Raw genomic sequence first — 24,937 nt, 5'->3', positions numbered from 1 at the left:
CGGAACCGCAGATGGCGGGAGCCCCGGCTCTCGGGCCCGCGCACAGCGGTAACGCCGGAAAAGGCGTTGCCCGGGCCCGTCCGGCGCGGGAGGCTTCCGGCCATGCCCGACAACGTATCCAGCAGTTCGCACGGGGTCATGTCGCTGTTCTCCCGTGGCCGCCTCACCGCGATCCCCCGCAAGGCCGCGCGCCGCGAGCAGCTGCTCGGCCACCTGGCGGAGACCCTGTTCGAGCGGGACCGCGAGTACACCGAGCCCGAGGTCAACGACGCACTGCGCACTGTGCACGACGACTGCGCGGCGCTCCGCCGCTACCTCGTGGTGGCGGGCCTGCTGACCCGGTCCAGGGACGGCAGCGCCTACCGGCGAGGCCGGTAGGCGCTCCTCCGCTCCGCAGGGCCCGTCAGCCGAGACCGACGGCGAACACGTGCAGCTGTGCGTTCTTCGGCAGCGTCACGCTCTTGATCTGCTTCCCGTCCGGGACCTTGAAGGGCGCGGTGGCGAAGACGTCCGCCGCGCCGCCGGTGCCGCCCGACTGGTTCCGGTGCGCGGCCCGTGCCACGAGCGTGTTGCCGAAGACCGGATCCGAACCGCCGCCCGGCAGCGTCCAGTCACCGAACGAGAGATCAGCCGTGCCGGTGCTGCCGTCGGTGAAGGTCACCTCGGCGCTGTCCTGATGATCCCCGTTGGTGGCCGAGCCCACGAACAGCAGCCGCTTCGCGTCCACGGCGCTCCGGGACAGATCGAGGGTCTGGCCGTCCGCGACCACATTGTCCGGGCGCCCCTGCGGAGCCGCCGGCCACACGAACGACGTACCCGACGCCTCGATCCGCGCTCCGCCCTTCAGACCCGCTGCGGCGAGCGCCTGCCGCGAGTAGCTGTTGCCCGCGCCGTCGAAATCGGCCTGCCCATGGTCCGCGTCGTCGGAGAGCCCGGTGTTGTCGTACGCGGCAGCCGGGCTGCCGTCCGCCGCCACCAGCACGATCGCGGAGAGCCGTACGGTGTCGCCCTTCCCGGCACCCCGTACGGTCAGCGGAACCTCGTAATAGCCATCGGGCGTCTTCGCTCCCGCCTCGACGGTCAGGGCGACACTCCCCGAACCGGTGCCCTTGTCCAGCTTGAGCTGCTTCGTGGCCGCGGACACCGTCAGACCCTTCGGCGGGGAAGCGGTCACGGTCAGGCTGTGCTCCCGTCCGGCGAGGCGCTGCGCGTCGACCGTGACGTCGGCGCCTTCACCGCCCGGCGCCGCGGTGACCTGGTTGGGGGTCGCGTTCGCCAGGAAGGACCGTTCGCCCGTGCGGTACGACGGAGGCGCTGCCGCCGCCGATGTCGCCCAGTGGGTGTCGGGCGTCCCGGACAGGGTGAAGTCCAGCCGACCGCCCCGGGACACCGCCGACCTGGGCAGATAGGTGCGCTCCCAGTCGCGGCCGTCGAGCTTCAGATCGTGGACGTACGGAGTGCTCGCCGACGCCTTCGGGGCGCGGATGTCCAGATCGCTGCCCTTGCCGGGCAGATCGAGCACGGCCCGCTCGAACAGCGGGCTGTGCACGGCCAGATCGGATGTGCCCGGCGTCGAGGGGTACACACCGAGCGCGGCCCAGACGTACCAGGACGACTGGGCGCCCAGGTCGTCATTGCCCGGCTCGCCGTCCGGCGTGGGGGTGAACAGCGTGGTGGCCACATCCCGGACGGCCTTCTGCGTCTTCCACGGCTGCCCGAGATAGTCGTAGACCCACGGCACCCCGAAGTCGATCTCGTTCCCCGCCCACATGTACGGCTCGTTGGGGCCCGCGTTGAGCTTGGTGAAGAACGTGTCCAGGCGCTGGGACGCCGCGTCACGGCCGCCCATGGCGGTGATCAGGCCCGCGGTGTTCTGCGGGACGAGCCAGTTGTACTGGGCGGCGTTGCCCTCGTCGAAGCCGTCCTGGCCGAACTTGCCCTCCGGCGGCGGCTGGAAGCCAGGACCGTCGGGGAAGCGGCCGTCCTCACCGCGCGGCTGGAGGTAGTCGGTCGCGGGATTGAGGATGTTCTGCCAGTTCTGGCTGCGGAGCGTGAACTGCCGGGCCGTCCTGCTGTCCCCGGCCGCAGTCGCGAGCTGTGCGATGGAGAAGTCGTCGATCGCCCACTCCAGCGTCACCGAGCCGCCGACGCGCTGGTGGTCGCCGCGCGAGGCGTCGTTGTTCGGCGCGTAGCCCCGCTCGACGTAGTTGGCGATGTCGGGGCGCTCATGGTAGGCGCCGGGCGTGCTGTCCACCGTCGTCGCGCCCTTGACCAGGTACTTGAGCGCCGTCTTGAGATCGAAGTCCCGGGCGCCGTACGCATACAGATTGGCGATGAGCGCCACGGAGTTGTCGCCCGTCATCTGTCCCGTGTAGCCGTTCGCGAACGGCCAGCGAGGCCACCAGCCGCCCTGCTCGGCGTCGTTGACCAGGGACTGCGCCATGTCGCTCGCTTCCTTGGGCCAGAGCATGGCCTGGAGCGGAGCGAGGGAGCGGTAGGTGTCCCAGTCCGAGAAGTTCGCGTACTGCGTACGGCCATCGGGGAGTTCGCGGACCTTGTTGTCGAAGCCGATGTAGCGCCCGTCCACGTCATTGAACGTGTTCGGGTGCATCAGCGAGTGGTAGAGCGAGGTGTAGAACGTCTTCAGCTGACCGGTGTCCCGGCCCGCGACGCGGACCTTGCGCAGCGCCGACGACCACCGGTCGCGGGTCTGCTCGCGGAGCTTGTCGAGACTCCAGCCGGGCACCTCGGACGCCATGTTGGTCTTGGCGCCGTCCACCGAGACGTACGACATGGAGATCTTGGCGCGCACGGTGCTGGTCCCGGCCGTGCCGAAGGTGAGATAGGCGCCGGCCTTCGGCGCGTTCACCGTGTCGCTGCCCTTCGACACCGTCTTGCCGTCCCAGGTGCCGTGGGCGGTGAAGGGGCGGTCGAAGGTGATGGCGTAGTGAACGGTGTACTCGTTCCCCTTGCCGCAGAAATTCCCGGTGGTGGCGGAGCCGGTGACCTGCCGGTCGCCGACGACGTGCATATCGGCCCGCTTGTCGCCCGCGAGACTCGCGCCGCCCTTGACCAGGACCTGCGCCGTGTCCGCGCCCTTGGGGAAGGTGAACGCCGCGAGCCCGGTGCGGGTCGAGGCGGTCAGCTCGGCGCGTACCTTCGAGTCGGTGAGGGTGACCGCGTAGTACCCCGGCTCCGCCTTCTCGTCGGTGTGCGAGAAGTGCTCGGTCCTGTCCCACGGCGCCGAGCCGACGTCGCCCGTCACCGGCAGGATCGGCACATCGCCGAAGGCGGTGCACCCGACCGACGCGTGATCGACGCTGAACCCGCGCAGGGTGTCGCTGTGGTACTGGTAACCGGCGTACGAACCGACCGTGTCGGGCGAGAACTGCATCATGCCGAACGGGGTGGCGGGACCGGGGAAGTTGTTGATCTCTCCCACGGTGGAGCCGCCGCTTCCGGTACCGATCAGCGGGTCCACGTAGTCGGCGGGGTCGTCGACGAGCTGTGCGCCCGGTGGGGCGGCGGCGTTGGACAACGTTGTCGAGGCGGCTGATGCCGGAGCTGTTGTTCCGGCGAACAGCAGCGCCGCGACTGCGGCGACCGCGCCGCGAGTCTTCCAACGTCTCACGTGTACCTCCTGCGAATGGGGTGCGGGCCGGGCCCACCACACACTCAGGTAGCTGACCGTGCCCGGTCAAGAGGGCGGAAGGATCGGCAAGGCCGCTTCCGGCCGCGCCCGCCACAGTGGCGACGTCCCGTCAGTCGCCGTTCCAGGCTGTGAGTTGGCTGTGGGGGAGGGGCGGCAGGGTGATTGCGCCCGGGGCGGAATCGGGGGCAGGGGCCGTGCCCGAGGGCAGGGAACGAGTCGGCGGCCGCACCGGGCGACAGCCGGAGCGGGAACGGCCGAAGGAGGTACGCACATGGCGCCGGAAGCGGCATACGACCGGATAGCCGACTGGTACGAGCGGGATTTCCTCGGCGCCCGGGACGCCGGGACCTCCGACGGCAATCCCCGCGCCCTGGGCGGTCAGCTGGCAGGGCTCCTCGGCGGGGGAAGCGGTGTCTGCCTCGAAGTCGGCTGTGGCACCGGCATCCATGCCGACCGGGTGCGCGGTCTCGGCTGGACGCCGGTCGGGGTGGATCTCTCGGCCGGGATGCTGGCACATGCCCGCGGCCGGCTGCCCGTCGCGCAGGCCGACGCCGCGCGGCTGCCCGTCCTGGACGGCGCGGTTCCGGCGGCCGTCGCGGTGATGGTCCATACCGACATGCCCGACTACGCGGCGGTGCTCGGTGAGGTCGCCAGGGTGCTGCGGCCCGGCGGGGTGTTCGTACACATCGGCGTCCACCCCTGCTTCTGCGGCGGGTTCGCCGACCGGAGCGACCCGGACGCGGTGCTGCTCCGGCCGGGCTACCTCGACAGCCGCTGGACCACCGAGTCCTGGACCGGTCAGGGCCTGCGGGACAAGGTGGGGGCGGGGCATCTGCCGCTGCCCCGCCTGTTCCAGGCCTTTCTGAACGCGGGACTCGTGCTGGAAGGGTTCACCGAGCACGGGGCGCCCACCCCTGTCGTTTTGGGCGTCAGGGCACGCAAGCCGCTGTGAGCTCCGTCAGTCACCGGCGGGCACCGACCATGAACAGCGCAGGGCCGCGGTGACGAATCCCGGACCGAAGGCCACCGCGACGCCCGACTCGCCTGCCGCGGGCGGCGCGGAATGCAGCTTGTCCAGGACGGCCAGGACACTGACCCCGCCCAGATTCCCCATCTCGGCCAGAACGGCGCGCGAGTGCCGGGTGTGTTCCTCGGCGAGCCCGAGGCTCTTGGCGACATCAGTGATGATGCCGGGGCTCCCGGGATGGATGATGGCCCAGTCGGGCACCTTGTGGTCCAGCCAGTCGATGACGGAGGGCATCGAATCCGCCGCGCCCTTCTGGCCGGCCTTCGTGCTGTCGAAGTGGATCCCACTGGTGTCGAGTTTCCCGCTGTACAGATCCTCGGTGTCGGGCAGCCGCATTTCGAAGGCGTTCGCGCTCACCGGATCCTCGATACGGATTCCCGGCCCGTCGGGAGGCGTCGTCGAGACGACGCAGGCGCCCGCGGAATCCCCGAACAGTGCTTTGTAGATCATGCTCTGGATCGTCGTGTCCCGGTGGTTGTAGATGGAGCTGAGCACCTCGGAGACGACCACGAGGACCTTCGTACCCGGCTCGGCGGCGGCCAGTTGTAAGGCACGGATCAGCGCCTGGATTCCGCCGGCGCAGGCCACCGTGGTCAGCGCGATGCGCCGGGCCTGCAGAGGTAGCCCGAGGGCGTTGCTGAGCACCACATCGTGCCCCGGAATGCCCCAGGTGGTGGCGTGCGAGGTGACGATGGCGCCGATCTCCGACGGCTCGACACCCGCCTGCGCCATGGCCTTCCGCGCGGCCTGCTCGCCCATTCGTGCCGCGTGGCCGAAGCCGGTGCCCACCCGCTCCGTGACCTCCGCGTTCCCCGAGATGATCGGCGAGTCCAGCGGGGCCACGAAGTACCTGTTGTCCACCTGGAGGTTGTCGATCACCCGCTCGTACACCTTCAGTCGCGGGTCGTCCGGGTGGTTCCGCGCGATGTCGTCGATGATGTCCCGGGTGCTCACCTCGAACTCCGGCAGAACGATCGCGGGGCGGCTGACGTAGGCGGGCATGGGCAGCTCCCATTAATGCTCGATTACATGTACGAACAACGTACGCCAGTGCGATCCATCTTTCACGAAAGTCCCGCAGTCTGATCACCCGTTAACCCCGGATAGGGGTCGTGTGATCGTCCATCAAGTGTCCAATAAATCAATGAGGTTGTGCGCTGCACGCAAGTCTGGGTTCCTGCGGTGCTCGCTGGGCGGTCCGGGCCGGAAGGCGAGCAGCATCAGCCGGGAGCCCGGTGATGTGACCGGCTCCGCCGCGGAGATGCTCACCATCCCTTCGCCCAACTGGGGGTGACAAACCGGGCGTTGTGCACCATCCGGAAATGGCAGTGCCAGGAAGGGGGTTGCTTCGTACAGCGGACCTGCCACCGGATCGTGCAGTACGTACTCCTCGATCCGAGCCAGATCCTTGTTGTCCGGGCGTTCCTGGGTCGCCCGCCGCAACTGGCCGAGCACGAAGGGCGCCCAGCTTCGCTCCCAGTCCAGCAGTAAGGCGTGCCGTTCGGGATGGACCGCCATGAACATCAGGGCGTTCTGTGGAGCCTCTCCGCCGGGAAAGAGCTCGTGGTATTCCCTGTTGCAGGTGATCAGATTCCAGGCGGAGTCGACCACATAGGCCATGACGCCGTGGATCAGCTCCACGGCCTTCCAGGCCCCGGGGACTTCCATGCCTGAGGTGTTGTGGAGCGGAGCGGGCACTTCGCGGCGGGTCAGCCAGTAGAGCGTTGTCCACTCCTGCTCCGTCATTCTCAGTAGCCGTGCCAGATCGCCGAGGTACGTCGGATTGGGCCGGTGCTCCGGTCCGTTGATGAGCCGTCCGTAGGTGCCACGGGCCCGGTGTGTCAGTGTGTCGATCTGCTCCTGGCTCAGTCCGTTGACCGGACGGCCGGCTCCGCTCCGCTCGGTATAGCCCACGGTCTCGGGCGCGATGGCGGCCCGGCGGCTCTCCAGCAACGTGCGCAGGGCTGCCGCATCTTGGGTAGAGAGTGTCACATTTCCCCCGTAACTGCCCGCCGGGCGGCGGGTCCACAATTATCTGCAAGTCTTTTGCGTGGAAAGAGCGGTCGATGGCCGCGAGACTCTGATCTGTCGCAGGTGAACAATGCAGAGTGTCTGCTGCATTCGCGAAAGGTAGGGGACTTGCAATGCCATCCCAGCGGTCCGTGCTCATCGTCGATGGACACAGTGAGGTAAGCCAGGGGATCACGAAGGCGCTGCAAGAGTGCGGTGACCGTGTCGCCGCGATGTACTCCGGCCCGCACGCACCCGCGGGGCCGGACCTGACTGTGGCGTGTGACGTGACGGACGAGTCGCAGATCGACGGGGCGCTCGCTCTCGTCGAGGAGCGGCACGGGCCCGTCGGCATCGTCATCGCCTCCATCGATCTGTCGTGCGATCTGATGCTGAGGGACGACCGGTTCGTCTCCGTCGCCGACAACCGGATGATCGGCACCTTCCGGCTGATCCGCAGGGCCGTGCCAGCCCTCAGGGCGAGCGGGCAGGGGCGCATCATCTTCCTCTGCACGTCCGCCCAGGACGGCCTCTCCGCCAGGCAGTTCGGCAGTACGTCCGAGGCGGCGCTCCGCGGCTTCGTCAGCCGGATGGCCCGCGACGAGGCATTTCACGGCATCACCTGCAACGTCGTCACTCTCAACTCACCTCTGGGTCAGCGTGTTTCGGTACGCGGCACCACGCACCCGGCATCCGCCTGGCAGACGCGGGTCGACGCGTCGCTGGTGGCCGCGGCAGCCAAGAACGTCAAGCTGCTCGCGTCGCCCGACGCCGACGGGGTCAATGGCGAGTACATCGGAGTGGAAAGCCGTCTGCTCATGGTTTCCTGACTTTCTGCCCAGCCGGTGCCGTCTCTGGGAACGGCACCGGCATTCCGGCCCGGCGCTCTGCCGGTGAGCCGGAAAACCGCAGCGGCGCCACCGTGTTCAGGTCACGGTGGCGCCGCTGTCCGGGGAGAGCGCCCGGGCGATCTGCTGTGACGGGGGATTCGCCTCAGGCGCTCTGGGGGGTAACCGTTCGAAGGGTCTCGGTCGATATGTCTTCGTGATCGTTCTGCTGGAGATTCACGAAGATCATTCCGTATCGTATGACGCACCGGACGGGCTGCGGCGCGCCACGTGGTCGTCGCAGGCACCGGAATGCCTCAAGCTCTCCGTCGGCGGCGTTGCGGCAGACGACGACGGGCTCGCCCAGGACAGTCACCATCAGTGAATCGCCTGGCTCAGGGAGTGCGCTGAGCAAGTCGATGAGATGCCATCCAGACCTGTGGGCCACGGCCATCTCACGCCGGAACCTCCGGTCATCCGGGGGGGTTGTCATGGGCGAGACGCTATGGGCGTGGATGTGCCGTTGTCGAGATCTCAGAGGCGCTGAGCAGGGTGAACGAATAGTTTCGGACACAGCTTGGGCAAAAATCGATGGTGTGGATCGGGCGTCTCGCCGCGCACCAGCCGATATCGAATAAGTCCCGGCGGAATCAGCCTTTTCTGCGCGGAAATTCATCATGGATTGCCCTGGATCGGGGCCGGCCGCCACCGTCCACGACGGATTTCGCAGCGGCTTCCCGCGAGGGCCGCGATGCCTGATTGCTCACGGCCCGGCGGCATTCCCGCAGAACAGGGGCCTGCCCGTCCGGGCTCGGGTGAACACAGAGTTGGCCGGTCGATCACCCGGTGGTCTCCGGAGGGATACCCAGCAGGGGATGCGGCACTGAATGATCGGACGTGTTCGAAATCCCCTTGTTGCCAACAGAAGGTTGCAGCCACATGGCCACGTTTGATCGTCGGCGTTTCCTCCAGGCAGGCGGCGCGACCGCCGTATCGGCCGCCGCACTCTCGGTCTTCCCGGGGGCGATAGGCAAGGCCATGGCCATGCCCGCCCTTTCCCGCACCCGGTCCATCAAGGACGTCGACCATGTGGTGATCCTGATGCAGGAGAACCGTTCGTTCGACCACTACTTCGGCGGCCTCCGAGGTGTACGCGGCTTCGGCGATCCGCGCCCCGCGCTGCTGCCCAACGGCAGACCCGTATGGAACCAGCCGGCCGCGGGCACGCACACCGCGCGCTACAACGCGCGCGGGCTGCCGGACTCCGCGACCGAGGTACTGCCCTGGTACATCGACCCCAGGAACACCACCGAGTACCAGGCGGGCACCGACCACGGCTGGAGCAGCGGACACCTCGCCTGGAACGAGGGCCGCCACGACCAGTGGGTGAACCAGAAGCAGGACGCCCTCACCATGGGCCACCTCAAGCGGCAGGATCTGCTCTACCACTACGCCCTGGCCGAGGCGTTCACCATCTGCGACTCGTACTTCTGCTCGGTGCACGCAGACACCGCGCCGAACCGGATCTACCTGTGGAGCGGCACCTGCGACCCGCGCAATGTGTACGGGCGCAGCGCCAATGGCCCCGGGCTCGGCGAGCGCAACAACACCAACGGCTACACCTGGACCACGTACCCGGAACGGCTGGAGGCCGCGAAGGTCAGCTGGAAGCTGTACCAGGGCGGCACGGGCGAGCCGGGCAGTCCCACGGACAACTACACCGACAACTCGCTGATGTTCTTCGAGCAGTACCAGGTCGCGGAGGGCGCCACCGGACCGCTGGTGGAGAAGGGGGCGTCGGACCACACGCTGAAGGAGCTGCGCGCCGACGTGGAGCACGGGACGCTGCCCCAGGTGTCCTGGATCGTCCCGCCCTACAAGTACTCCGAGCACCCGTCCGCGTCACCTACCGACGGCGCCACCTACATCAACCTCGTCCTCGAAGCACTCACCTCCAACCCCGAGGTGTGGGGCCGCACGGTCTTCATCGTCAACTACGACGAGAACGACGGCCTCTTCGACCACGTGGTACCGCCCATGCCGCCTGTCGGCAGCGCCCCCGGTGCACAGGGCATGGTCTCCCGCGACCTGGTCCGCAGCCTCGGTGACGAGATCCTCGACCTCGGCAAGTACCCGGGCGAGATGAGCCCGCTGGTCCCCGGCGCCGACCCGGGGGGCCTCCAGCCGATCGGTCTGGGTCCGAGGGTGCCGCTGCTGGTCATCTCACCCTGGTCGCGCGGCGGCTGGGTGTGTTCGGAGACCTTCGACCACACATCGGTGCTGCGGTTCCTGGAGGCCAGGTTCGGGATCCACGAGCCGAACATCAGCGCCTGGCGCCGCTCCGTCTGCGGCGACCTCACCTCGGCGCTCGACTTCTCCGGCGCCGACCCCGCGCCCGTCTCCCTCCAGGTCCCCGCTCCGATCGTCTCGTCGGGCAAGCCGTACCAGGTGCCACCGGTCCAGCACCTGCCCGAACAGGAACCCGGAGTCCGCCGCGCCCGCGCGCTGCCGTACGACGTACAGGTCAATGAGGGCGAGGCGCACAAGGGGCGGTTCCAGCTGGAGTTCGCCAACCGCGGGCGGGCCGGTGCGGCGTTCTACGTCTACGACCGTGAGCAGCCGCAGGCGGCACCGCGCCGGTACACCGTCTCCGCCGGGGACACCCTGAGCGACTACTGGCGGACCGGTCCCACCGGCGGTGCGTACCAGCTCTCCGCCTACGGCCCCAACGGCACGCTCTGCGAGTTCGCGGGTTCATCGGACGACGCGCTGCGTGCCACCTTCACGCACCGCGGCGGCGAGAGCGTACGGATCAGGGTCTCCAACCGCGGCCGGACCGCGCGTACGGTCCGGGTGGCCGATGCCTACGGCCGCGGGAACGGCACATCGCACCGGCTGCGTGCCGGTGCCTCCACCGAGGTCACCCTGCCGGTCCGTGAGCACTCCGGCTGGTACGACATCTCGGTCACCGAGGCGGGCTCGGTCACCGAGGCGGGCTCGGTCACCGGAACAGGCTCGGTCACCGGAACAGGACGTGGCGACCACGGATTCCGCCGCCGCTGGTCCGCCCATCTGGAGAACGGCCGCCCGAGCAGCAGCGACCCGGGCCCGCACCGCGCCTGACGGCCGCCGGCCCGAGCGCGGCCCAGCAGGGGCACGGCAATGGGGCGGCCGGACGGGAACCGGCCGCCCCGGGCGGGTCACCCGGGCAGCTCCCCCTGGAGCGCGCGGACGAGGCCGGTCTCGGCGTCCCCCGTCAGACTGCGGCGGTAGGCCTGCTCATAGGCCGGGGCCCCGGCCGCCTCGCGGGCCTGGCGTTCCCAGACCTCACGGATCACCCCCAACTCCGGGGTGCCGCGGCGCGGGTGGCCGATCATGAGCCAGTAGACATGCCCCGTACCCGACGTGCGCGCGGCCTCCACGCCGTCGCCCCGCGCGGCGATCGCCCCGGCGAGCAGGTCGAGCCCGAGGGCGATGCCGAGACTGTCGTGGAGCTGGTGTTTGCCCGACAGCATCGAGCGCGCGTGGCTCTCCGCCTCCTGCGGTCTGCCCTGCAGCAGGTGTATCAGGGCGAGTTGGTGGTCGGCGTAGGCGCGGGCCCAGTACTCGCCGTAACGCAGGCTGAGCTGCTGCAGCTCCGTGGCGTCCTCGTACGCCTCGTCGAGGCGGCCCAGGGCGGAGAGCGCGAAGACTCTTATCACCCGGCACCGCATCTGCGAGGGCGCGTCCAGCGGGTCGCCCGGGAGACTGCGCAGCGCGTGGTCGCTGACGTCGTGCGCGGTCTGCGGGCGGCCCATCATCAGGTAGTTGAAGCTGACGGCATGGGCCGCGGAGAGCATCGACTCCGTGTCGCGGTCGTGCCAGGCGGCGACGCTGCACCGCTCGCCGAGCCCGCGGGCGCTCTCGTGGTCGCCCTGCAGCGTGAGCGTGATCCCGAGGGCCCACAGGGCGCGGGTACGGTGAGTGCCCCTGCTGGTCTCCAGGCCGAGGGCCCGTTCCAGGAAGTCGCGGGCCCGCTGCAGATGACCGCAGCAGCTCCAGAACAGACCGGTGCACCCCGCCATCTCCACCGCACGCTCCGGGTCATCGGTGATGAGGTGGTCGAGCGCGGCACAGAGATCGGCGTCGGCTTCGGCGATCCTGCGGTACCAGTCGACCTGCCGGGGGCCGAGCCATCCGCTGTGGGCCCGGCGCGCGAGACCGGCGAAGTGCACCGCGTGCCGGCGGGCCAGCGTCCGCTGCTCGCCCAGCTCCCCGAGCCACATCGCGCCGTACTCACGCAGGGTGTCGAGCATCCGGTACCGCGTGCCGTCGCGCTGCAGCACGGACTGGGCGGCCAGCCGCTCCAGCAGCGCGGGAATGTCCGCGGCGTCGAGCGGTCCGCCCGAGCAGACGGCCTGTACGTCGGCCTCGTCGACGGTTCCCGGAAACACGGAGAGCCGCGCCCACAGCAGCCGTTCGGCCGGGGCGCACAGCTCGTGGCTCCAGCCGATGGCGGTACGCAGCGCCCGGTGCCGCTGGGGCCATACGCGGCCTTCGGGCTCGCTGAGGAAGTCGAGCCGGGAGGTGAGCCGTTCGGCGATCCGCTCGACGCTGTTCTCCGCGAGCCGGGCGCAGGCCAGCTCGACGGCGAGCGGGATGCCCTCCAGCCGGTGGCAGATGGCCGCGGCAGCCGCCGCGGTGTCCGGTGAGTCGAGCGACAGGCGGGGCGCGGCCGCGGCGGCGCGGTCGCGGAAGAGCCGCATGGCCTCCTCGCCCTCGCCGCCGGCGGCGAGCGGCGGCACGTCCAGGACGTACTCGCCGGGAATGCCGAGCGGCTCCCGGCTGGTGGCGAGCACGGCCAGTCCCGGTGCGGTGTCGAGCAGTGCGCCCACGAGGTGGCTGCACGCTGCCAGGACCCGCTCGCAGCAGTCGAGGACCAGCAGCAGATTGCGGTCGGCCAGCCGTTCGCACAGCGCTTCGACCGGGCGGGCCAGGTCGTGGTCGAGGAGGCCGACGGCGTCGGAGACCGTGCCGATCAGCAGCCGGTCGTCGTAGAGGTGCGACAGGTCGGCCCACCACACCCCGTCGGCGTACCGCCCGTCGGCCCGTTCGGCAGCGCGGAGCGCCAGCCGGCTCTTGCCGACCCCGCCGCCGCCCGTGAGCGTGACCAGCCGGTGCTTCTCCAGTGCCCGTGCCGCACCGCGGAGTTCGCCGGTCCTGCCGACGAAACTGGTCGCGACGACGGGAAGGTATCCCACCACGGGTACATCTTGGACCCGGGGCGATCCCTGGCCGATACGCCCGACGAGGAACGGCCAGAATTGGCCGATTGTGAATCGTGAACAATCAGATCATGAACCGGAGTTGGCCTGATCTGTCGGCATCGGCCCGCGGTTTGCCCAGGTACCCGGCAGAGTGGAACATGCCTTCCGCGCAGGGTGGCGCAGGTGCCGCGCCCTGAGCTGTCCCGCCGGCGGGCATCAGGGTTCTCCGCCGGCGGGACAGCGGCTCATGCCGTCACCGGCTCACTGGCCCATGACGTACTTGACGGTCGGTCCTGTGGTCCAGCCGCCGTCCACGGCGAGCTCGGCCCCGGTGACGTACGACGCGGCGTCGGAGAGCAGGAACACCACGGCGCCCGCGATCTCCGGCGGCTCGCCGACCCGGCCCATCGGGGTGTTCGGGTAGTTCCCCTCACCCTGCTGGATGCCGACCGAAGCGGTCATCGGGGTGTAGGTCATCCCGGGGTGCACGGAGTTGACCCGGATCCGCTCGGTGCCCAGCTCCACGGCGCCGATCTTCGTCAGACCGCGTACGCCCCACTTGGACGCGCCGTAGCCCGCGGTCAGCGCCAGGCCCATCAGGCCCGCGGCCGACGAGATGTTGACGATCGAGCCGCTGCCGCTGGCCTTCATCGCGGGGATGACGGACTTGATCCCGATGAAGACACCGGTGAGGTTGATGTCGAGTACCCGGCGGAAGTTCTCCACCGACTCGGTCTCCAGATACGCACCGGTCGATATGCCGGCGTTGTTGACCAGCCCGTCGACCCCGCCGAACTCGGCGGTCGCGAACGCGACGACCCGCGCCCAGTCCTCCTCGGACGTCACGTCGTGGTGCAGGAAGCGGGCCTGCGAGCCGAGTTCGGCAGCGGTGGCCGCGCCCTCCTCGTCCAGGACGTCGGTGATGACCACCTGTGCTCCGGCGTCGACCGCCTGGCGGGCGGCCTCGGCGCCCAGTCCACGGGCGCCGCCGGTGATGATGACGGTCTTTCCGGTGAGTTCGTTCATGACTCATTCCTTCGTTCTGCTCGGGCATCGGCTCCGTCCGGAGCTTCATGCGGTACGGGGGCCGTCAGCAGGGCGGCCGTCATCGAGACGAGGTCGGCGAGGAACAGCGGCTCGCCGGTGAGGGGTTCGGCGCCGGCGAGACACTGGCGGGCGCGGTCCGCCATCGCGGCGCCGACCAGCGTCAGTGCCAGATCCACGCGCTCCAGCCGGACCGGCTCGGGCAGCGCTTCCAGACACTGGGCCAGCCGGCCGATGAGCTGCCAGTAGACGGTGCCTTCGAGCGTCGGGTGCGGGATGCCGGTGCGTACGCCGCTCTGGTGGCTGAGCTGCGCGGAGACCTGCAAGCAGCGCTGCCCGCGCTCGGTGCGCAGCTCGGTGGCCTCGGCGGCGACCAGGGCGGCGAGCAGCCCGCGCAGATCCTGCCCGCCGTCGCCGATCAGCTCTGCCAGGACGGCTTCGGTACGCCGCTGGCGCCCGGCCATCACGGTGTCGAGCAGACCGGCGCGTGAACCGAAGTGGTACTGCACGGCTGATGGGTTGCTCTGTCCGGCCAGCCGGATGATGTCGCGCAGCTGTGCGCCGTCGACGCCCTGCGCGGCGAAGATCTCCTCGGCCGCGCGGATCAGTTTCTCCCGGGTCTCGGGCCCTGATGTCCTCGCCATGCGGCTATTCTAATGCTGACCATTATTAAATGGCGAACGACCAGGTCAGTGCATATGCCACGGATGTTTTGGAGGGTCCGGCGGGGCGGCCGGGCGCTTCAGCCGGCGCGTTCGGGGCGTCCGAAACGCACCTGGACGCCGGGTGAGTAGAGCACGCTGACGGGTTCGCCCGCCGGCGTGCGAAGCCCCGCCGGCGCGACGAGGTTCTCGGTGCAGCCGGTCAGCTCCGCCCGGTACAGCGTCCAGCGGGGGTGGGTGTTCGGCAGGTACAGCGGGTGGCCGAGAAGGCTCGTGTGCAGCCCCCACCGCGCGGTGACGAAGTGCTCAAGACCGCTGGGCTCCCGGACGCGTTCCCCGATCCGGATCCGGATCCGGCTGTGTGCGTCGCGCGGGCCGGGCAGGCGCCGGCGACTGGTGTACGTGAGGGTCTCCCCTTCGCGGTCGACGGTCATCCGGGACCACATATAGGGCAGCCGGAAGGCCGTTCGCCCGACAGCCGCCGGAATGAGGCGTGCTGCGTCGAGCGAGCGGAACACCACGCCGCGCCGCCCCCGGCCGTCCACGGAGTACAGGCGCACATTGGTCTCGGGGAAGGATCCCAGATACGGCACCCCCGGCAGCCGGAACAATCCCGTCCGGTGCATATGGAAGGCGACGAGCCCCACGTAGGTCACCCCGTCCAGGACGTCCGGGAACGTGCCCGGCGGCAGCAGCGGGGCCACATCCGCAGGGTCGGCCGCCCAGTGCAGAAAGGCCAGATCCAGCCAGGCCTGGGTGAGGAGCGGCCTGGGCTCCGCGCGGGGCGGGTCGGCCGTGATGGGTTCGGGTGTGCTTGGTCCGTACGGCACGCCGTCAGCATGGCAGAATCGCGGCAGCGCGGCGCCCGGAAAATTTCTCGCGCGCCCCCGCATCCTTTGGGGTCCTTCATTCGTCTCACGTGCGAGCGGCACTCGCATGAGGCCGCGCTGAAGCGGCATTTGGAGATTTCATCTTGAACATTGGCATCAAGGGCATGAGACGCATGTCTGTGGTCGTCGTGACCGCAGGCGCTGTGTCGACCGCTGGGGCGTTCGGCGCCTCGGCCCAGGCCGCCACACCGAAAGCGCCCACGATCGTCGCCAAGGGCGGCTTCGTGATGAACAACAGCACGGCGAAGACCCTCTTCACCAAAGCTGCGGACACCCGCCGTTCCACCGGTTCCACCACCAAGATCATGACGATCCGGGTGGTGCTCGGACAGAAGAACCTCAACCTGGATTCCAAGGTCACGGTCCAGAAGGCGTACAGCGACTACATCGTCTCCAAGAACGCGTCGTCGGCCCGGCTGATCGTCGGCGACAAGGTCACGGTCCGGCAACTGCTGTACGGCCTGATGCTGCCGTCCGGCTGTGACGCGGCGTACGCGCTGGCCGACAAGTTCGGCAGCGGTTCCACCCGGGCGGCGCGAGTGAAGTCGTTCATCGGGAAGATGAACTCCACCGCGAAGACGCTCGGCCTGAAGAACACGCACTTCGACTCGTTCGACGGCATAGGGAGTGGTGCCAACTACTCGACCCCGCGTGACCTGACGAAGCTCGCCAGCAACGCGATGAAGTACTCCACCTTCCGCACGGTCGTGAAGACGAAGTCGACCAAGCAGAAGGTCACGACGAAGAGCGGTGGCTACCGCTACATGTCGTGGACCAACACCAACAAACTGCTCGGCAGTTACTCGGGCACCATCGGCCTCAAGACCGGGTCGGGCCCGGAGGCCAAGTACTGCCTGGTCTTCGCCGCCACCCGCGGCAGCAAGACCGTCATCGGTACGGTCCTCGCGTCCTCCTCGGAGGCGAACCGCACCGCGGACGCGAAGAAGCTGATGGACTACGCCTTCAAGAAGTAGCCCTTCGCAGGTAACGCAGATGGGGTCTGTGCGTGGCCACGCGGTCGCGCACAGGCCCCATCCGTATGTGCGGCAGGTGTGTACGTGCCAGGTGTGTACGTGTCAGGCGTCCCGGCCGTGGGCTCTGAGCGCTGCGGCGTGTTGCCTCAGGCACCGGCCGCCGCGTACCGCCAGAAGTCGCGCATCAGCGGGGGCGGGGTCGGCGCCGTCATCGCCACCTGGCTGAGCAGGATCGTGACCGTACCGGTGGAGGGGATGATGTGCGCCGCGGTGCCGAAGCCGCCGACCCAGCCGTAGCGGCCCGGCACGTTCCACGGATCGGCGTCCGTGACATCGACCGACCCGCCGAAGCCCCACCCCTGGCCCTCCAGGAAGAGCGTGGAGGCGGCTCGCTGTTCGGCCGTCAGGTGATCGGTGGTCATCAGCCGCACGGAATCGGGCGACAGCAGCTGCCGTCCGCCCGCGGCGCCGTCGGCGAGCAGCATCCGGGCGAAGGCGTACCAGTCGTCGGCGGTCGAGACCAGTCCGCCGGCGCCGGACGGGAACGCGGGAAGACTGCTCCACTCACCGTCGGCCGAGGCGACCGGTTCGAGGCCGTCCGGGGTGGGCTGGTAGAAGTCGGCGAGCCGGTGGCGTTCGGCCGGCGGGACCTCGAATCCCGTGTCGGTCATCCCGAGGGGTTCGAAGAGCCGCTCGGCCAGGAACTCGGGGAGCGAGCGACCGGAGACCCTGGCGATCAGCACCCCCAGAATGTCGGAACAGGTGTTGTACAGCCAGGCGTCACCGGGCTGGTGCAGCAGGGGAATGCGGGACAGCGTGGCCACCCAATCGTCCGGCGCCGGGACCGCCTCCGACTGCGGTGGCCCCTGCCGCAGCTCGCTGAACAGCAGCCCGACCGCAGGCAGCGAGAAGTCGGACGGAAACCCGTATCCCGCGCGGAAGGTGAGCAGATCCCGCACGGTGATCGCCCGTGCCGCGGGGACCACATCGTCGACCGGGCTGTCCGGTGTGCGCACGACGGAGAGCGAAGCCAGCTCCGGCAACCGGTGCCCGACCGGCTCGTCGAGGGAGATACGGCCCTCGTCCACCAGCATCATCACCGCTGCCGCGGTGACCGGCTTGGTGATCGAGGCGATGCGGAAGATGGAATCCCTGGCCATCGGGGACGTGCCCCCGGTGTCCGAGAAGCCGGCCGTTCCGACCTCGACCCCGTCGCCGCGGGCCACCAGGGCCACCGCGCCGGGGACGGTCCCCGCGTCGACGTACGTCGTGAGAAGTGCCGGCAAGTTGGTCATCGGGCCACCTTCGTGAGCGTGCGGTCCTATGGGAGACCCGGTGCGCGGCGGAAAGTCATCGGTCGGAAAGCGATCGGTCCGAAAGCCATCGGCCGGACACGATGAAGTCTGCCGTGCTCCGCCGCAGCCCGCAGCCCGCAGCCCGCAGCCCGCAGCCCGCAGCACATGGCTTGCAGCAAGTCCGCAGCCCAGGCTTCGGCGGCCGGTCACGGGGCAACCGGTAGAGCATGAATACCGGTACGGCATCAGCACGTGGTCGCAGACAGGCGAAGCGAGCGGCGGACAGCACCGCGGTCGCGGCAGGGGCGCGAGCGGGATTCGCCGCGCGGGGAGTGATCTACGTCCTGGTCGGTGTGCTGGCCGCACGGATCGCGTTCTCCGACGGCGGCGGAGCGCAGGCGGACCGCGGTGGCGCCATCGCCGAGATCGCGCACCGGCCGTTCGGACACATCCTCCTCTGGGTCCTGGGCATCGCGCTGCTCGGCATGGCTGTCTGGCGGCTGTCCGAGGCGCTGTTCGGCCAGGCAGGACCGGACGGCGGCAAGCCCGGCAAACGGGCCATGGCGGCGGGCCGCTGCGTCTTCTACGGTTTCGTCTCGTACTCCGTGCTCTCCTACGCGGCCGGGGACCGCGGGAGCGGCAGCGGATCGACGGACAAGAAGTCCGAGGACGTCACCGCGACGGCACTCGGCTGGCCGGGCGGTCAGTGGATCGTCGGCATCGCGGGGGTCGTCGTGGCCGGTGCCGGGCTGTGGATCGCCGCCCGGGCCGTCATGCGCAAGTACCGCAAGCATCTCAAGATGTCCGGGATGTCGAGGAACACCCGCCGCGTCGTCGACGTCACCGGCGTGTTCGGCGGGTCGTCCCGGGGCATCATCTTCGCTGCCGCGGGCGGGTTCGCCGTCGCCGCGGCCGTCAGCCACCAGCCCGGCAGGGCCAAGGGCATGGACGACACCCTGCGCTCGTTCGCGGACACCCCGGCGGGGCCGTGGCTGCTGGTGCTGGTGGCGATCGGCCTGGCCGCCTTCGGCGCGTTCTCCATGGCGAACGCACGGTGGCGCAAGGTCTGAGGCCGGTGCACCGCCGCCGGCCCGCAGGGGCGGCGCTGCCCGCCGAAGGCCTTCTCGCGTTGCGGGGCCCCTTGTATTGCGGCCTCGTGAACACCCTGGAGCCCCGGGAATACGTGCAGGCAGAATGGGCTTTTCGCAGGAGAAGCCACCGGCAGCGCGCAGTGCCGGTGCCCTGATCCGGAGTGAGGGAGTTCATGCCCAAGGCGTACGTATTCACCCGTAACGGCGGCCCCGAGGCCGAGGCTCAGGCCGAGCTGGAGATGCCGGTCCCGGGCCCCGGGGAAGTGCTCGTCGCCGTCCGGGCGGCCGGAGTGAACCCGGTGGACTGGAAACTCCGTACGGGATTCCGCAGGCCCGGCAGCGAGGAGCCGTCGTTCCCCGAGGTATTCGGCAGCGAGGCCGCCGGGACCGTGGTGGCGACAGGACCGGGCGTCGAGGGATTCGAGCCGGGGCAGGCCGTCTTCGGCAACCCGGTGACCGGCGGGTACGCCGAGTACACGCTGATGCCCGTCGCCGTCACCGCGCACAAGCCCGACGCGCTGCCGTTCACCGAAGCGGCGGCCCTCCCGGTCGCGGCGGCCACCGCGTACGACGGAGTGGAGCAGCTCAAGCCGGCGCCCGGCTCGACGCTGCTGGTCAACGGAGCCGGCGGAGGGGTGGGCGTGGCCGCCGTGCAGATCGCACGTCACCTCGGCGTGCGGGTCATCGGCACCGCGAGCGCGGAGAAGAAGGAGTTCGTGGAGGCGCTCGGCGCTGTGCATGTCCCCTCGGGCCCCGGCGTGGCGGACCGGGTGCGGGCAGCCGCCCCGGACGGTGTCGACGCCGTCTTCGACCTCGTCGGCGGCGAGGCGCTGGAGGAGGTGGCCGGGCTGGTCGCCGACCGGACGAGGGTCATCAGCGCGGGCGGGAAGGAACTGGTGGTGAAGCTGGGCGGCGCGGCGGTCGTCCGCGCCCGCAACGCGGCCGTCCTCGACGCCGTGGCACGCCTCGCCGTCGACGGCGCCCTGCGGGCCTGCGTCACCCGGACCTTCCCGCTGGAACGGGCCGGCGAAGCCCTGCGCGCCGTCGAGGGCGGGCACACCCGGGGCAAGATCGTGATCGAGGTGGCCGGATGAGCGTCCCGCACCCGGCAGCCGCGGCGCACCCCCTGGACAATCCGGTACGCAACGCGCTGACCGGCCCGCACGCAGGCTTCGCGCGCTCCCGCGGCCGCGTCCTGTGCTATCCGGCCGGCGTGGCGACCTGGTTCTCCACGCCCGAGGCCCCCGACGCCGCGGACTGGGCCGACGTCGCCGCACTCGCGGGACCCGGCGGGGTGGTGACCCTCACCGCGTTCCACGAGCCGCCGCCGGACGACTGGGAGGTCGTCTTCCACGCGCCGGGCGTTCAGCTCGTCGACGACGGGGTGGCCGCGGCGCCCGACCCGGAGGCCGTACGCCTCGGACCCGCCGACGTGCCCGAGATGCTCGACCTGGTCGAACGCACCCGCCCCGGCCCTTTCCTGCCGCGCACGGTCGAACTCGGCACCTACCTCGGGATCCGGCACGGGGGCAGACTCGTCGCCATGGCCGGTGAGCGGATGCGGCCGCCCGGCTGGAGCGAGATCAGCGCGGTCTGCACCGATGAGTCCGCCCGCGGACAGGGCCTCGGCACCCGGCTGATACACGCCCTCTCGCACGAGATCAGGGAGCGCGGCGACACACCGTTCCTGCACGCAGCGGCGTCCAACACGAACGCCGTCCGGCTGTACGAGTCCCTGGGGTTCCGGCTCCGCCGGCGGCCCGAGTTCCTCTCGGCGCTCGTGCCGAAGCACCTCGCCGAGGCAGCGGCCGCGTCCGGGACCGAGGCCCCGGACGCGCGGACGACTGCGCTGCGCTGAGACCCGCAGAACCCGGCCTCGCCGCACCCGGTCCCGTACCGCCCGGTCCGGCCGCCGGCAGGGGCTCCGTGCCCTGCCGGCGGCCTGATCCGAACGGAAAGGGCCCCGGGTTCAGTGGCCCAGAACGGCGCGCAGCGACGGCTGAAGCGCATCGCCGTGGGCCCGCACCATGTCGTCGCACAGATCCCAGATCCGTTCGACCGGCAGGGCCGCGGCGGTCGCCGGGTCGGTCATCGCGGCCTGCCGGACATGGCGCGGCTCGTCGTACAGAGCGGCGCGGACGACGAGGTCGTTCGCGCTCAGATACGTGCGGTTGAGTGCGGCACACTGCGCGGGCAGCGCACCGATACGGGTGGGCTGCACGCCCAGTGAATCGACCAGGCACGGGACTTCGACGGTCCCCGAAGCGGGGAGATTGTCGATGAGCCCGCGGTTGGGCACATTGCCGTAGACGGTGCGGGGGGTGCCCGTGACGATGCTGTGGATGACCTGCGGGGCGTACTCCATGGTTCCCTCGACGGGGAGCGGCGCCCCGGACGCGAGGGCGGCCCGCGTCTTCTCGTACTCCGCGACATTCTCGTCGACGATGCCCAGATAGGCGCCGACCGGCAGCCGCAGCCGCTCGATCTCGTCGGCGTGGTGCAGATACCAGGGCACGTACTCGGCGGAGTGCTCGCTGGTCTCCGTCGGATAGTGGCCCAGGCGCCGGTACATGTCGACCCGGACCCGGCGGCGCAGCTGCGGGTCGTCCGCCACCAGGGCGTCCAGCCGGGGGTAGAGGTCCGTACCGCCCTGCTCGAAACGGAGCACCCACGCCTGGTGGTTGACGCCCGCGGCGAGGTAGCTGACATCCTCGTACGCGACGCCCACCAGGTCGGAGAGGTCCCGCATGGTCCAGTACACCGAGTGGCACAGCCCCACGACGCGGGTCAGTCCGGTGGCCTGGGTGAGGTACTGGATGTTCATCGCCATGGGGTTGGTGTAGTTGAGCAGCCAGGCGTCGGGGCAGAGTTCGGAGATGTCCTCGCCGAGGGACTTGAGGAGGGGGAAGGTGCGCAGCGCGCGGAAGATGCCGCCGATGCCCAGTGTGTCGCCGATGGTCTGCCGCAGGCCGTAGCGTGCGGGCACTTCGAAGTCGGTACGGGTGGCCTCGCCCATGCCGACCTGGACGATGTTGATGACGAAGTCGGCGCCGTCCAGGGCCGCACGCCGCTCCGCGTGGGAGGTGATCCGCGGTGCCGCGCCCCGCTCGGCAGCGATGTGGCGGGCGGCGCCGTCGGCGGTGGCCAGCCGCTCCGCATCGATGTCGTGCAGGGCGATGTGGACGTCCGTCAGCTCGGGGAAGGCGAAGAGGTCCGCCAGCAGCCCCTGGGTGAAGACGACGCTTCCGGCGCCGATGAACGCGATCTTCGTGGTGGTCATGAGTGGTTCTCTCCGTTGTCGGTGACGGCTGCGACGGCTTCGTCCCAGGTGGGCTGCGCGGCGGTGCCGCCATGGGCGCGGGTGGACAGAGCGCCGCAGGCCGCGGCGAGTTCGAGGGCCCGGGCGGTCGGCAGACCTGCCAGGAAGGCGGCGACGAACCCGGCGTCGAAACTGTCGCCCGCGCCGACCGTGTCCTTCGGCCTGACCGGTATCGCGCGGGTGCGCGACAGGACGCTGCCGTCGTGGGCGAGAGCCCCTTCGGCCCCGTCCTTCACCACGACCAGTGGCCCTTGAGCGGCCAGCCGGGCGGCTGCCTCGTCCAGCGAACCGGCCGGGGGACCGGCCAGTGCACGCGCTTCCCGGGCGTTCGGCAGCAGGATGCCGGTGACCGCCAGGACCTCGCTCAGACCGGCCGGCCGCCACTCCCCGGACGGGTCGTCATTGGTGTCCAGCGAGGTGGTCGCGCCATGGCCACGTGCGGTGCGCAGCAGACCGGGCAGCGCATGGGCCAGCTCCGGCATCAGGAAGTACGAGGCAGCGTGCACATGGCGGCAGTTGGCGAGGAGCGCGTCGGGGATGTCGTCACCGCAGGTCGCGCCCAGGGTGCCGGGCGCCGTGAGGATGGCCCGGTCGTCGCCTTCGGTCAGCACCGCGGTGAGCGGGGTGGCCAGTTCCGGGTCGCTGACCAGGGCGTCCGTGTTGACGCCCCGGGCGGCCAGGGCGCCCCGGACGAAGCGCCCGGCGTCGTCGTCCCCGACGCGTCCGGCGAAGGCGACGCTGAGGCCGAGCCTGGCGGCCCCGCACGCCATGATGGCGCCGGAGCCGCCGAGCGTGAGGACGCCCGTGTCGACGAGCTGCTCGCGCTGCCCGAAGGCGAGAGGCGCACGGAGGGGGCCGAGGATGACGTCGGGGTTGGCGTCCCCGATGACGAGAAGGTCGAAAGAGTGCGGCATACGGCTTCCTGGAGTCGCGGTGAGAAGGTAAGGAGCGGTCGGGAGGCGTGAGCGGTCAGCGGGGCCGGGTGTCCGGACGCGGCTGCGGGGCCCGCGACGAACCCGGCTGCGGGGCAGCGGAGTTCAGATGGGCTTCAGCCCTTGAGACCGCTCGACGTGATGGACTGGATGAAGGTCTTCTGCGCCGCCAGGAACGCCAGCAGTACCGGCAGCACCGTGATCACGTTTCCGGCCATCACGGCGGCCCACTGGGTGTGGTGCTGGCCCTGGAAGGTCGTCAGGCCGAGTTGCAAGGTGTACTGGGTGTCGTGGTTGATGGCGATCAGCGGCCAGGTCAGATCGTTCCAGGTGGACAGGAACGTCAGGACGGCCACGGTGCTCAGCGCCGGCCGTGACAGCGGCAGCACGATGAGGAAGAGGACCCGCAGCCGTGAACAGCCGTCGATCCACGCGGCTTCCTCCAACTCCCTGGGCAGCGACAGGAAGAACTGCCGCAGCAGGAACACCGCGAACGGCGTGACCAGTGACGGGACGATCAGGGCGCCGAGGGTGTCGATCAGGCCGAGGCGCTTCATCACCAGGAACGTGGGGATCATCGTCAGCTGGAACGGGATCGCCATCGTGGCCAGCATCAGCCCCAGCAGCAGGCGGGAACCCCCGAACCGCATCCGGGCGAACGCGTACCCGCCGAGCGAGCCGAACAGCAGATTGGACGCCACCGCCACCGCGGACACGATCAGTGAATTGGCGAACCAGCGCGGGAACATGGCGTTGCCCAGCACATAGCGGTAGCCGCCGAGATGGATTCCCGAGGGCCAGAGGGCGGGCGGGAACTTGTTGATCTCCGCGTTGCTCATCACGGAGCTGAGCAGCAGCCAGATCATCGGCACCGCGAAGAGCAGGGCGAGCGGGGCGAGCAGCAGATGCCAGGCGCTGAACGGCAGCCGCAGGCCCGGCTTCCGCTGCGGGGGCGGTGCCGCCACCGTGGCAGGACGGGCGGTGCGCGGGGGCAGCGGAGAGGTGACGGTCATCGGACGGCTCCTTCGATGGCGGGTCGGCGCCGCCGGACCACGCGCGTCCCTCCGGCGATCACGAGCAGGGCCAGCGCGAGGACGTACGCGGCCGCCGCTCCGTAGCCGGCGGTGAAGTTCTTGAAGGCCTGCTCCCAGATGAAGTAGACGATCACCGTGGTGGAGCCGAGCGGCCCGCCCTTCGTCGTCACGTACACCAGGTCGAAGACCTGCAGGGCGTTGATGGTCTGCCACAGCAGCAGGAACACATTGACCGGAGTCAGAGCCGGCAGGACGACATGTCGCAGCAGTTGCAGCCGGCCGGCGCCGTCCAGACGCGCGGCCTCGATCAGGGACTGCGGTACGTCCTGGAGGGCGGCGAGATGGACCACGACGCAGAACCCGGTGCCGCTCCACAGCGAGATCGCCACCAGGACCAGCAGCGCCTGTCCCGGGTCGGTGAGGAACCCCTGCGGGGAGACCCCGAGGGCGTGCAGGACCGAGTTGGCGGCGCCGAACTGCGGGTCGAGGATGAACGAGAACAGCACTCCCTGCGCCGTCGCCGAGATGACGAACGGTACGAAGATCAGCGTCCGGTAGAGGCCGACCAGTCTGATGCGCCGGTTGAGCACGAGGGCCAGGGCGAGCCCGAGGACCATGGACAGGGGCACGTAGAGCCCCGTGTACTCCAGGGTGTTCCACACGGCCTGGCTGAAGTGCGGATCCTTGGTGAGCGCACGGTAGTTGTCCAGGCCGACCCAGCGGCTCGGTGTCACCAGGTCGTCGGCCTGGAAGGACAGCAGCACGGACCAGATGACCGGGACGACGCTCAGTCCCAGGATGACGAGGACCGCGGGGGAGATGAAGGCCCAGGCGGTGGCCGATTCGCTGCGGCGCCGGCGGCGCCGGGCGCGCAGCTGCCGTTCGTGGCCGGGATCGGAGAGAGTGAGCGGGGCGGGCAGACCGGGCATGGCGT

21 protein-coding genes are annotated in these 24,937 nt (G+C 70.0%); 8 read left to right on the top strand and 13 right to left on the bottom strand.

Annotated elements, in window-relative coordinates; translation table 11 throughout:
* The first annotated feature begins 102 nt into the window (after positions 1 to 102).
* Complete coding sequence (locus OG385_RS33660) at positions 103 to 378, top strand: DUF2087 domain-containing protein (protein ID WP_266861542.1); 276 nt, start codon at positions 103 to 105, stop codon at positions 376 to 378.
* 25 nt (positions 379 to 403) lie between these two features.
* Here OG385_RS33660 and OG385_RS33655 read toward each other — a convergent pair whose 3' ends face one another.
* The gene (locus tag OG385_RS33655) at positions 404 to 3,631 is read right to left on the bottom strand and encodes a GH92 family glycosyl hydrolase (RefSeq protein WP_266861540.1); all 3,228 of its coding nucleotides are present in this window, start codon (positions 3,629 to 3,631) and stop codon (positions 404 to 406) included.
* 292 nt (positions 3,632 to 3,923) lie between these two features.
* On the opposite strand from OG385_RS33655, the gene OG385_RS33650 reads away from it, so the two are divergent.
* Positions 3,924 to 4,604 (top strand): class I SAM-dependent methyltransferase, encoded by a 681-nt coding sequence (locus OG385_RS33650; RefSeq protein ID WP_266861538.1) that lies wholly within the window; start codon positions 3,924 to 3,926, stop codon positions 4,602 to 4,604.
* 6 nt (positions 4,605 to 4,610) lie between these two features.
* Here OG385_RS33650 and OG385_RS33645 read toward each other — a convergent pair whose 3' ends face one another.
* The gene (locus tag OG385_RS33645) at positions 4,611 to 5,681 is read right to left on the bottom strand and encodes a 3-oxoacyl-[acyl-carrier-protein] synthase III C-terminal domain-containing protein (RefSeq protein WP_266861537.1); all 1,071 of its coding nucleotides are present in this window, start codon (positions 5,679 to 5,681) and stop codon (positions 4,611 to 4,613) included.
* 123 nt (positions 5,682 to 5,804) lie between these two features.
* Positions 5,805 to 6,671, bottom strand: coding sequence for an XRE family transcriptional regulator (locus OG385_RS33640; RefSeq protein ID WP_266861535.1), 867 nt, complete (start codon positions 6,669 to 6,671; stop codon positions 5,805 to 5,807).
* 152 nt (positions 6,672 to 6,823) lie between these two features.
* Between OG385_RS33640 and OG385_RS33635 the strand changes: the two genes are divergently transcribed.
* The gene (locus tag OG385_RS33635) at positions 6,824 to 7,519 is read left to right on the top strand and encodes an SDR family NAD(P)-dependent oxidoreductase (protein WP_266861534.1); all 696 of its coding nucleotides are present in this window, start codon (positions 6,824 to 6,826) and stop codon (positions 7,517 to 7,519) included.
* Between the two features lie 163 nt (positions 7,520 to 7,682).
* Here the strand turns inward: OG385_RS33635 and OG385_RS33630 are convergent, their stop codons facing one another.
* Complete coding sequence (locus tag OG385_RS33630) at positions 7,683 to 8,009, bottom strand: (2Fe-2S)-binding protein (protein ID WP_266861533.1); 327 nt, start codon at positions 8,007 to 8,009, stop codon at positions 7,683 to 7,685.
* Between the two features lie 446 nt (positions 8,010 to 8,455).
* Between OG385_RS33630 and OG385_RS33625 the strand changes: the two genes are divergently transcribed.
* Positions 8,456 to 10,639 carry a phosphocholine-specific phospholipase C gene (locus OG385_RS33625; RefSeq protein WP_266861531.1) on the top strand — a complete coding sequence of 728 codons (2,184 nt, stop codon included), beginning with the start codon at positions 8,456 to 8,458 and terminating at the stop codon, positions 10,637 to 10,639.
* A 77-nt stretch (positions 10,640 to 10,716) separates the two neighbouring features.
* Here the strand turns inward: OG385_RS33625 and OG385_RS33620 are convergent, their stop codons facing one another.
* The 4 genes from OG385_RS33620 to OG385_RS33605 all read right to left on the bottom strand — a co-directional run bounded on the left by OG385_RS33620 (position 10,717) and on the right by OG385_RS33605 (position 15,298).
* Positions 10,717 to 12,756 carry an NB-ARC domain-containing protein gene (locus OG385_RS33620; RefSeq protein WP_266862160.1) on the bottom strand — a complete coding sequence of 680 codons (2,040 nt, stop codon included), beginning with the start codon at positions 12,754 to 12,756 and terminating at the stop codon, positions 10,717 to 10,719.
* A 267-nt stretch (positions 12,757 to 13,023) separates the two neighbouring features.
* Entirely contained in the window at positions 13,024 to 13,788 is a 765-nt protein-coding gene (locus tag OG385_RS33615; RefSeq protein ID WP_266861529.1) for an SDR family oxidoreductase, read from the bottom strand.
* Positions 13,785 to 14,450: a TetR/AcrR family transcriptional regulator gene (locus OG385_RS33610; RefSeq protein ID WP_266861527.1), complete on the bottom strand. Its 666-nt coding sequence runs from the start codon at positions 14,448 to 14,450 to the stop codon at positions 13,785 to 13,787. The genes OG385_RS33615 and OG385_RS33610 overlap by 4 nt, the downstream gene beginning before the upstream one ends.
* 98 nt (positions 14,451 to 14,548) lie before the next feature.
* Positions 14,549 to 15,298 (bottom strand): YqjF family protein, encoded by a 750-nt coding sequence (locus OG385_RS33605; RefSeq protein WP_266861526.1) that lies wholly within the window; start codon positions 15,296 to 15,298, stop codon positions 14,549 to 14,551.
* Between the two features lie 173 nt (positions 15,299 to 15,471).
* Between OG385_RS33605 and OG385_RS33600 the strand changes: the two genes are divergently transcribed.
* Positions 15,472 to 16,332, top strand: coding sequence for a D-alanyl-D-alanine carboxypeptidase family protein (locus OG385_RS33600; RefSeq protein WP_266862158.1), 861 nt, complete (start codon positions 15,472 to 15,474; stop codon positions 16,330 to 16,332).
* 146 nt (positions 16,333 to 16,478) lie between these two features.
* Here the strand turns inward: OG385_RS33600 and OG385_RS33595 are convergent, their stop codons facing one another.
* Entirely contained in the window at positions 16,479 to 17,627 is a 1,149-nt protein-coding gene (locus tag OG385_RS33595) for a serine hydrolase (protein WP_266861524.1), read from the bottom strand.
* A gap of 227 nt (positions 17,628 to 17,854) precedes the next feature.
* On the opposite strand from OG385_RS33595, the gene OG385_RS33590 reads away from it, so the two are divergent.
* From OG385_RS33590 to OG385_RS33580, 3 genes are all read left to right on the top strand, one after another.
* Complete coding sequence (locus OG385_RS33590) at positions 17,855 to 18,697, top strand: DUF1206 domain-containing protein (RefSeq protein ID WP_266861522.1); 843 nt, start codon at positions 17,855 to 17,857, stop codon at positions 18,695 to 18,697.
* A gap of 194 nt (positions 18,698 to 18,891) precedes the next feature.
* Complete coding sequence (locus OG385_RS33585; protein ID WP_266861520.1) at positions 18,892 to 19,812, top strand: NADP-dependent oxidoreductase; 921 nt, start codon at positions 18,892 to 18,894, stop codon at positions 19,810 to 19,812.
* Complete coding sequence (locus tag OG385_RS33580) at positions 19,809 to 20,576, top strand: GNAT family N-acetyltransferase (protein ID WP_266861518.1); 768 nt, start codon at positions 19,809 to 19,811, stop codon at positions 20,574 to 20,576. The genes OG385_RS33585 and OG385_RS33580 overlap by 4 nt, the downstream gene beginning before the upstream one ends.
* A gap of 111 nt (positions 20,577 to 20,687) precedes the next feature.
* On the opposite strand, the gene OG385_RS33575 is transcribed toward OG385_RS33580, so the two are convergent.
* The 4 genes from OG385_RS33575 to OG385_RS33560 form a co-directional block, all read right to left on the bottom strand.
* Positions 20,688 to 21,998 carry an alpha-glucosidase/alpha-galactosidase gene (locus tag OG385_RS33575; RefSeq protein WP_266861516.1) on the bottom strand — a complete coding sequence of 437 codons (1,311 nt, stop codon included), beginning with the start codon at positions 21,996 to 21,998 and terminating at the stop codon, positions 20,688 to 20,690.
* Entirely contained in the window at positions 21,995 to 22,951 is a 957-nt protein-coding gene (locus OG385_RS33570; RefSeq protein ID WP_266861514.1) for a carbohydrate kinase family protein, read from the bottom strand. Before OG385_RS33570 ends, OG385_RS33575 begins: the two co-directional genes overlap by 4 nt.
* A gap of 134 nt (positions 22,952 to 23,085) precedes the next feature.
* Positions 23,086 to 23,982, bottom strand: a complete 897-nt coding sequence (locus OG385_RS33565) for a carbohydrate ABC transporter permease (protein WP_266861512.1) — start codon at positions 23,980 to 23,982, stop codon at positions 23,086 to 23,088.
* Positions 23,979 to 24,932, bottom strand: coding sequence for a carbohydrate ABC transporter permease (locus OG385_RS33560; RefSeq protein ID WP_266861510.1), 954 nt, complete (start codon positions 24,930 to 24,932; stop codon positions 23,979 to 23,981). The genes OG385_RS33565 and OG385_RS33560 overlap by 4 nt, the downstream gene beginning before the upstream one ends.
* Positions 24,933 to 24,937: the final 5 nt, after the last annotated feature.

Origin of the sequence: Streptomyces sp. NBC_01306 (assembly GCF_026340465.1) — a bacterium.
In the GTDB taxonomy this organism is placed as follows: Bacteria; Actinomycetota; Actinomycetes; order Streptomycetales; family Streptomycetaceae; genus Streptomyces.
This window is presented reverse-complemented; position numbering and strand designations above follow the sequence as displayed.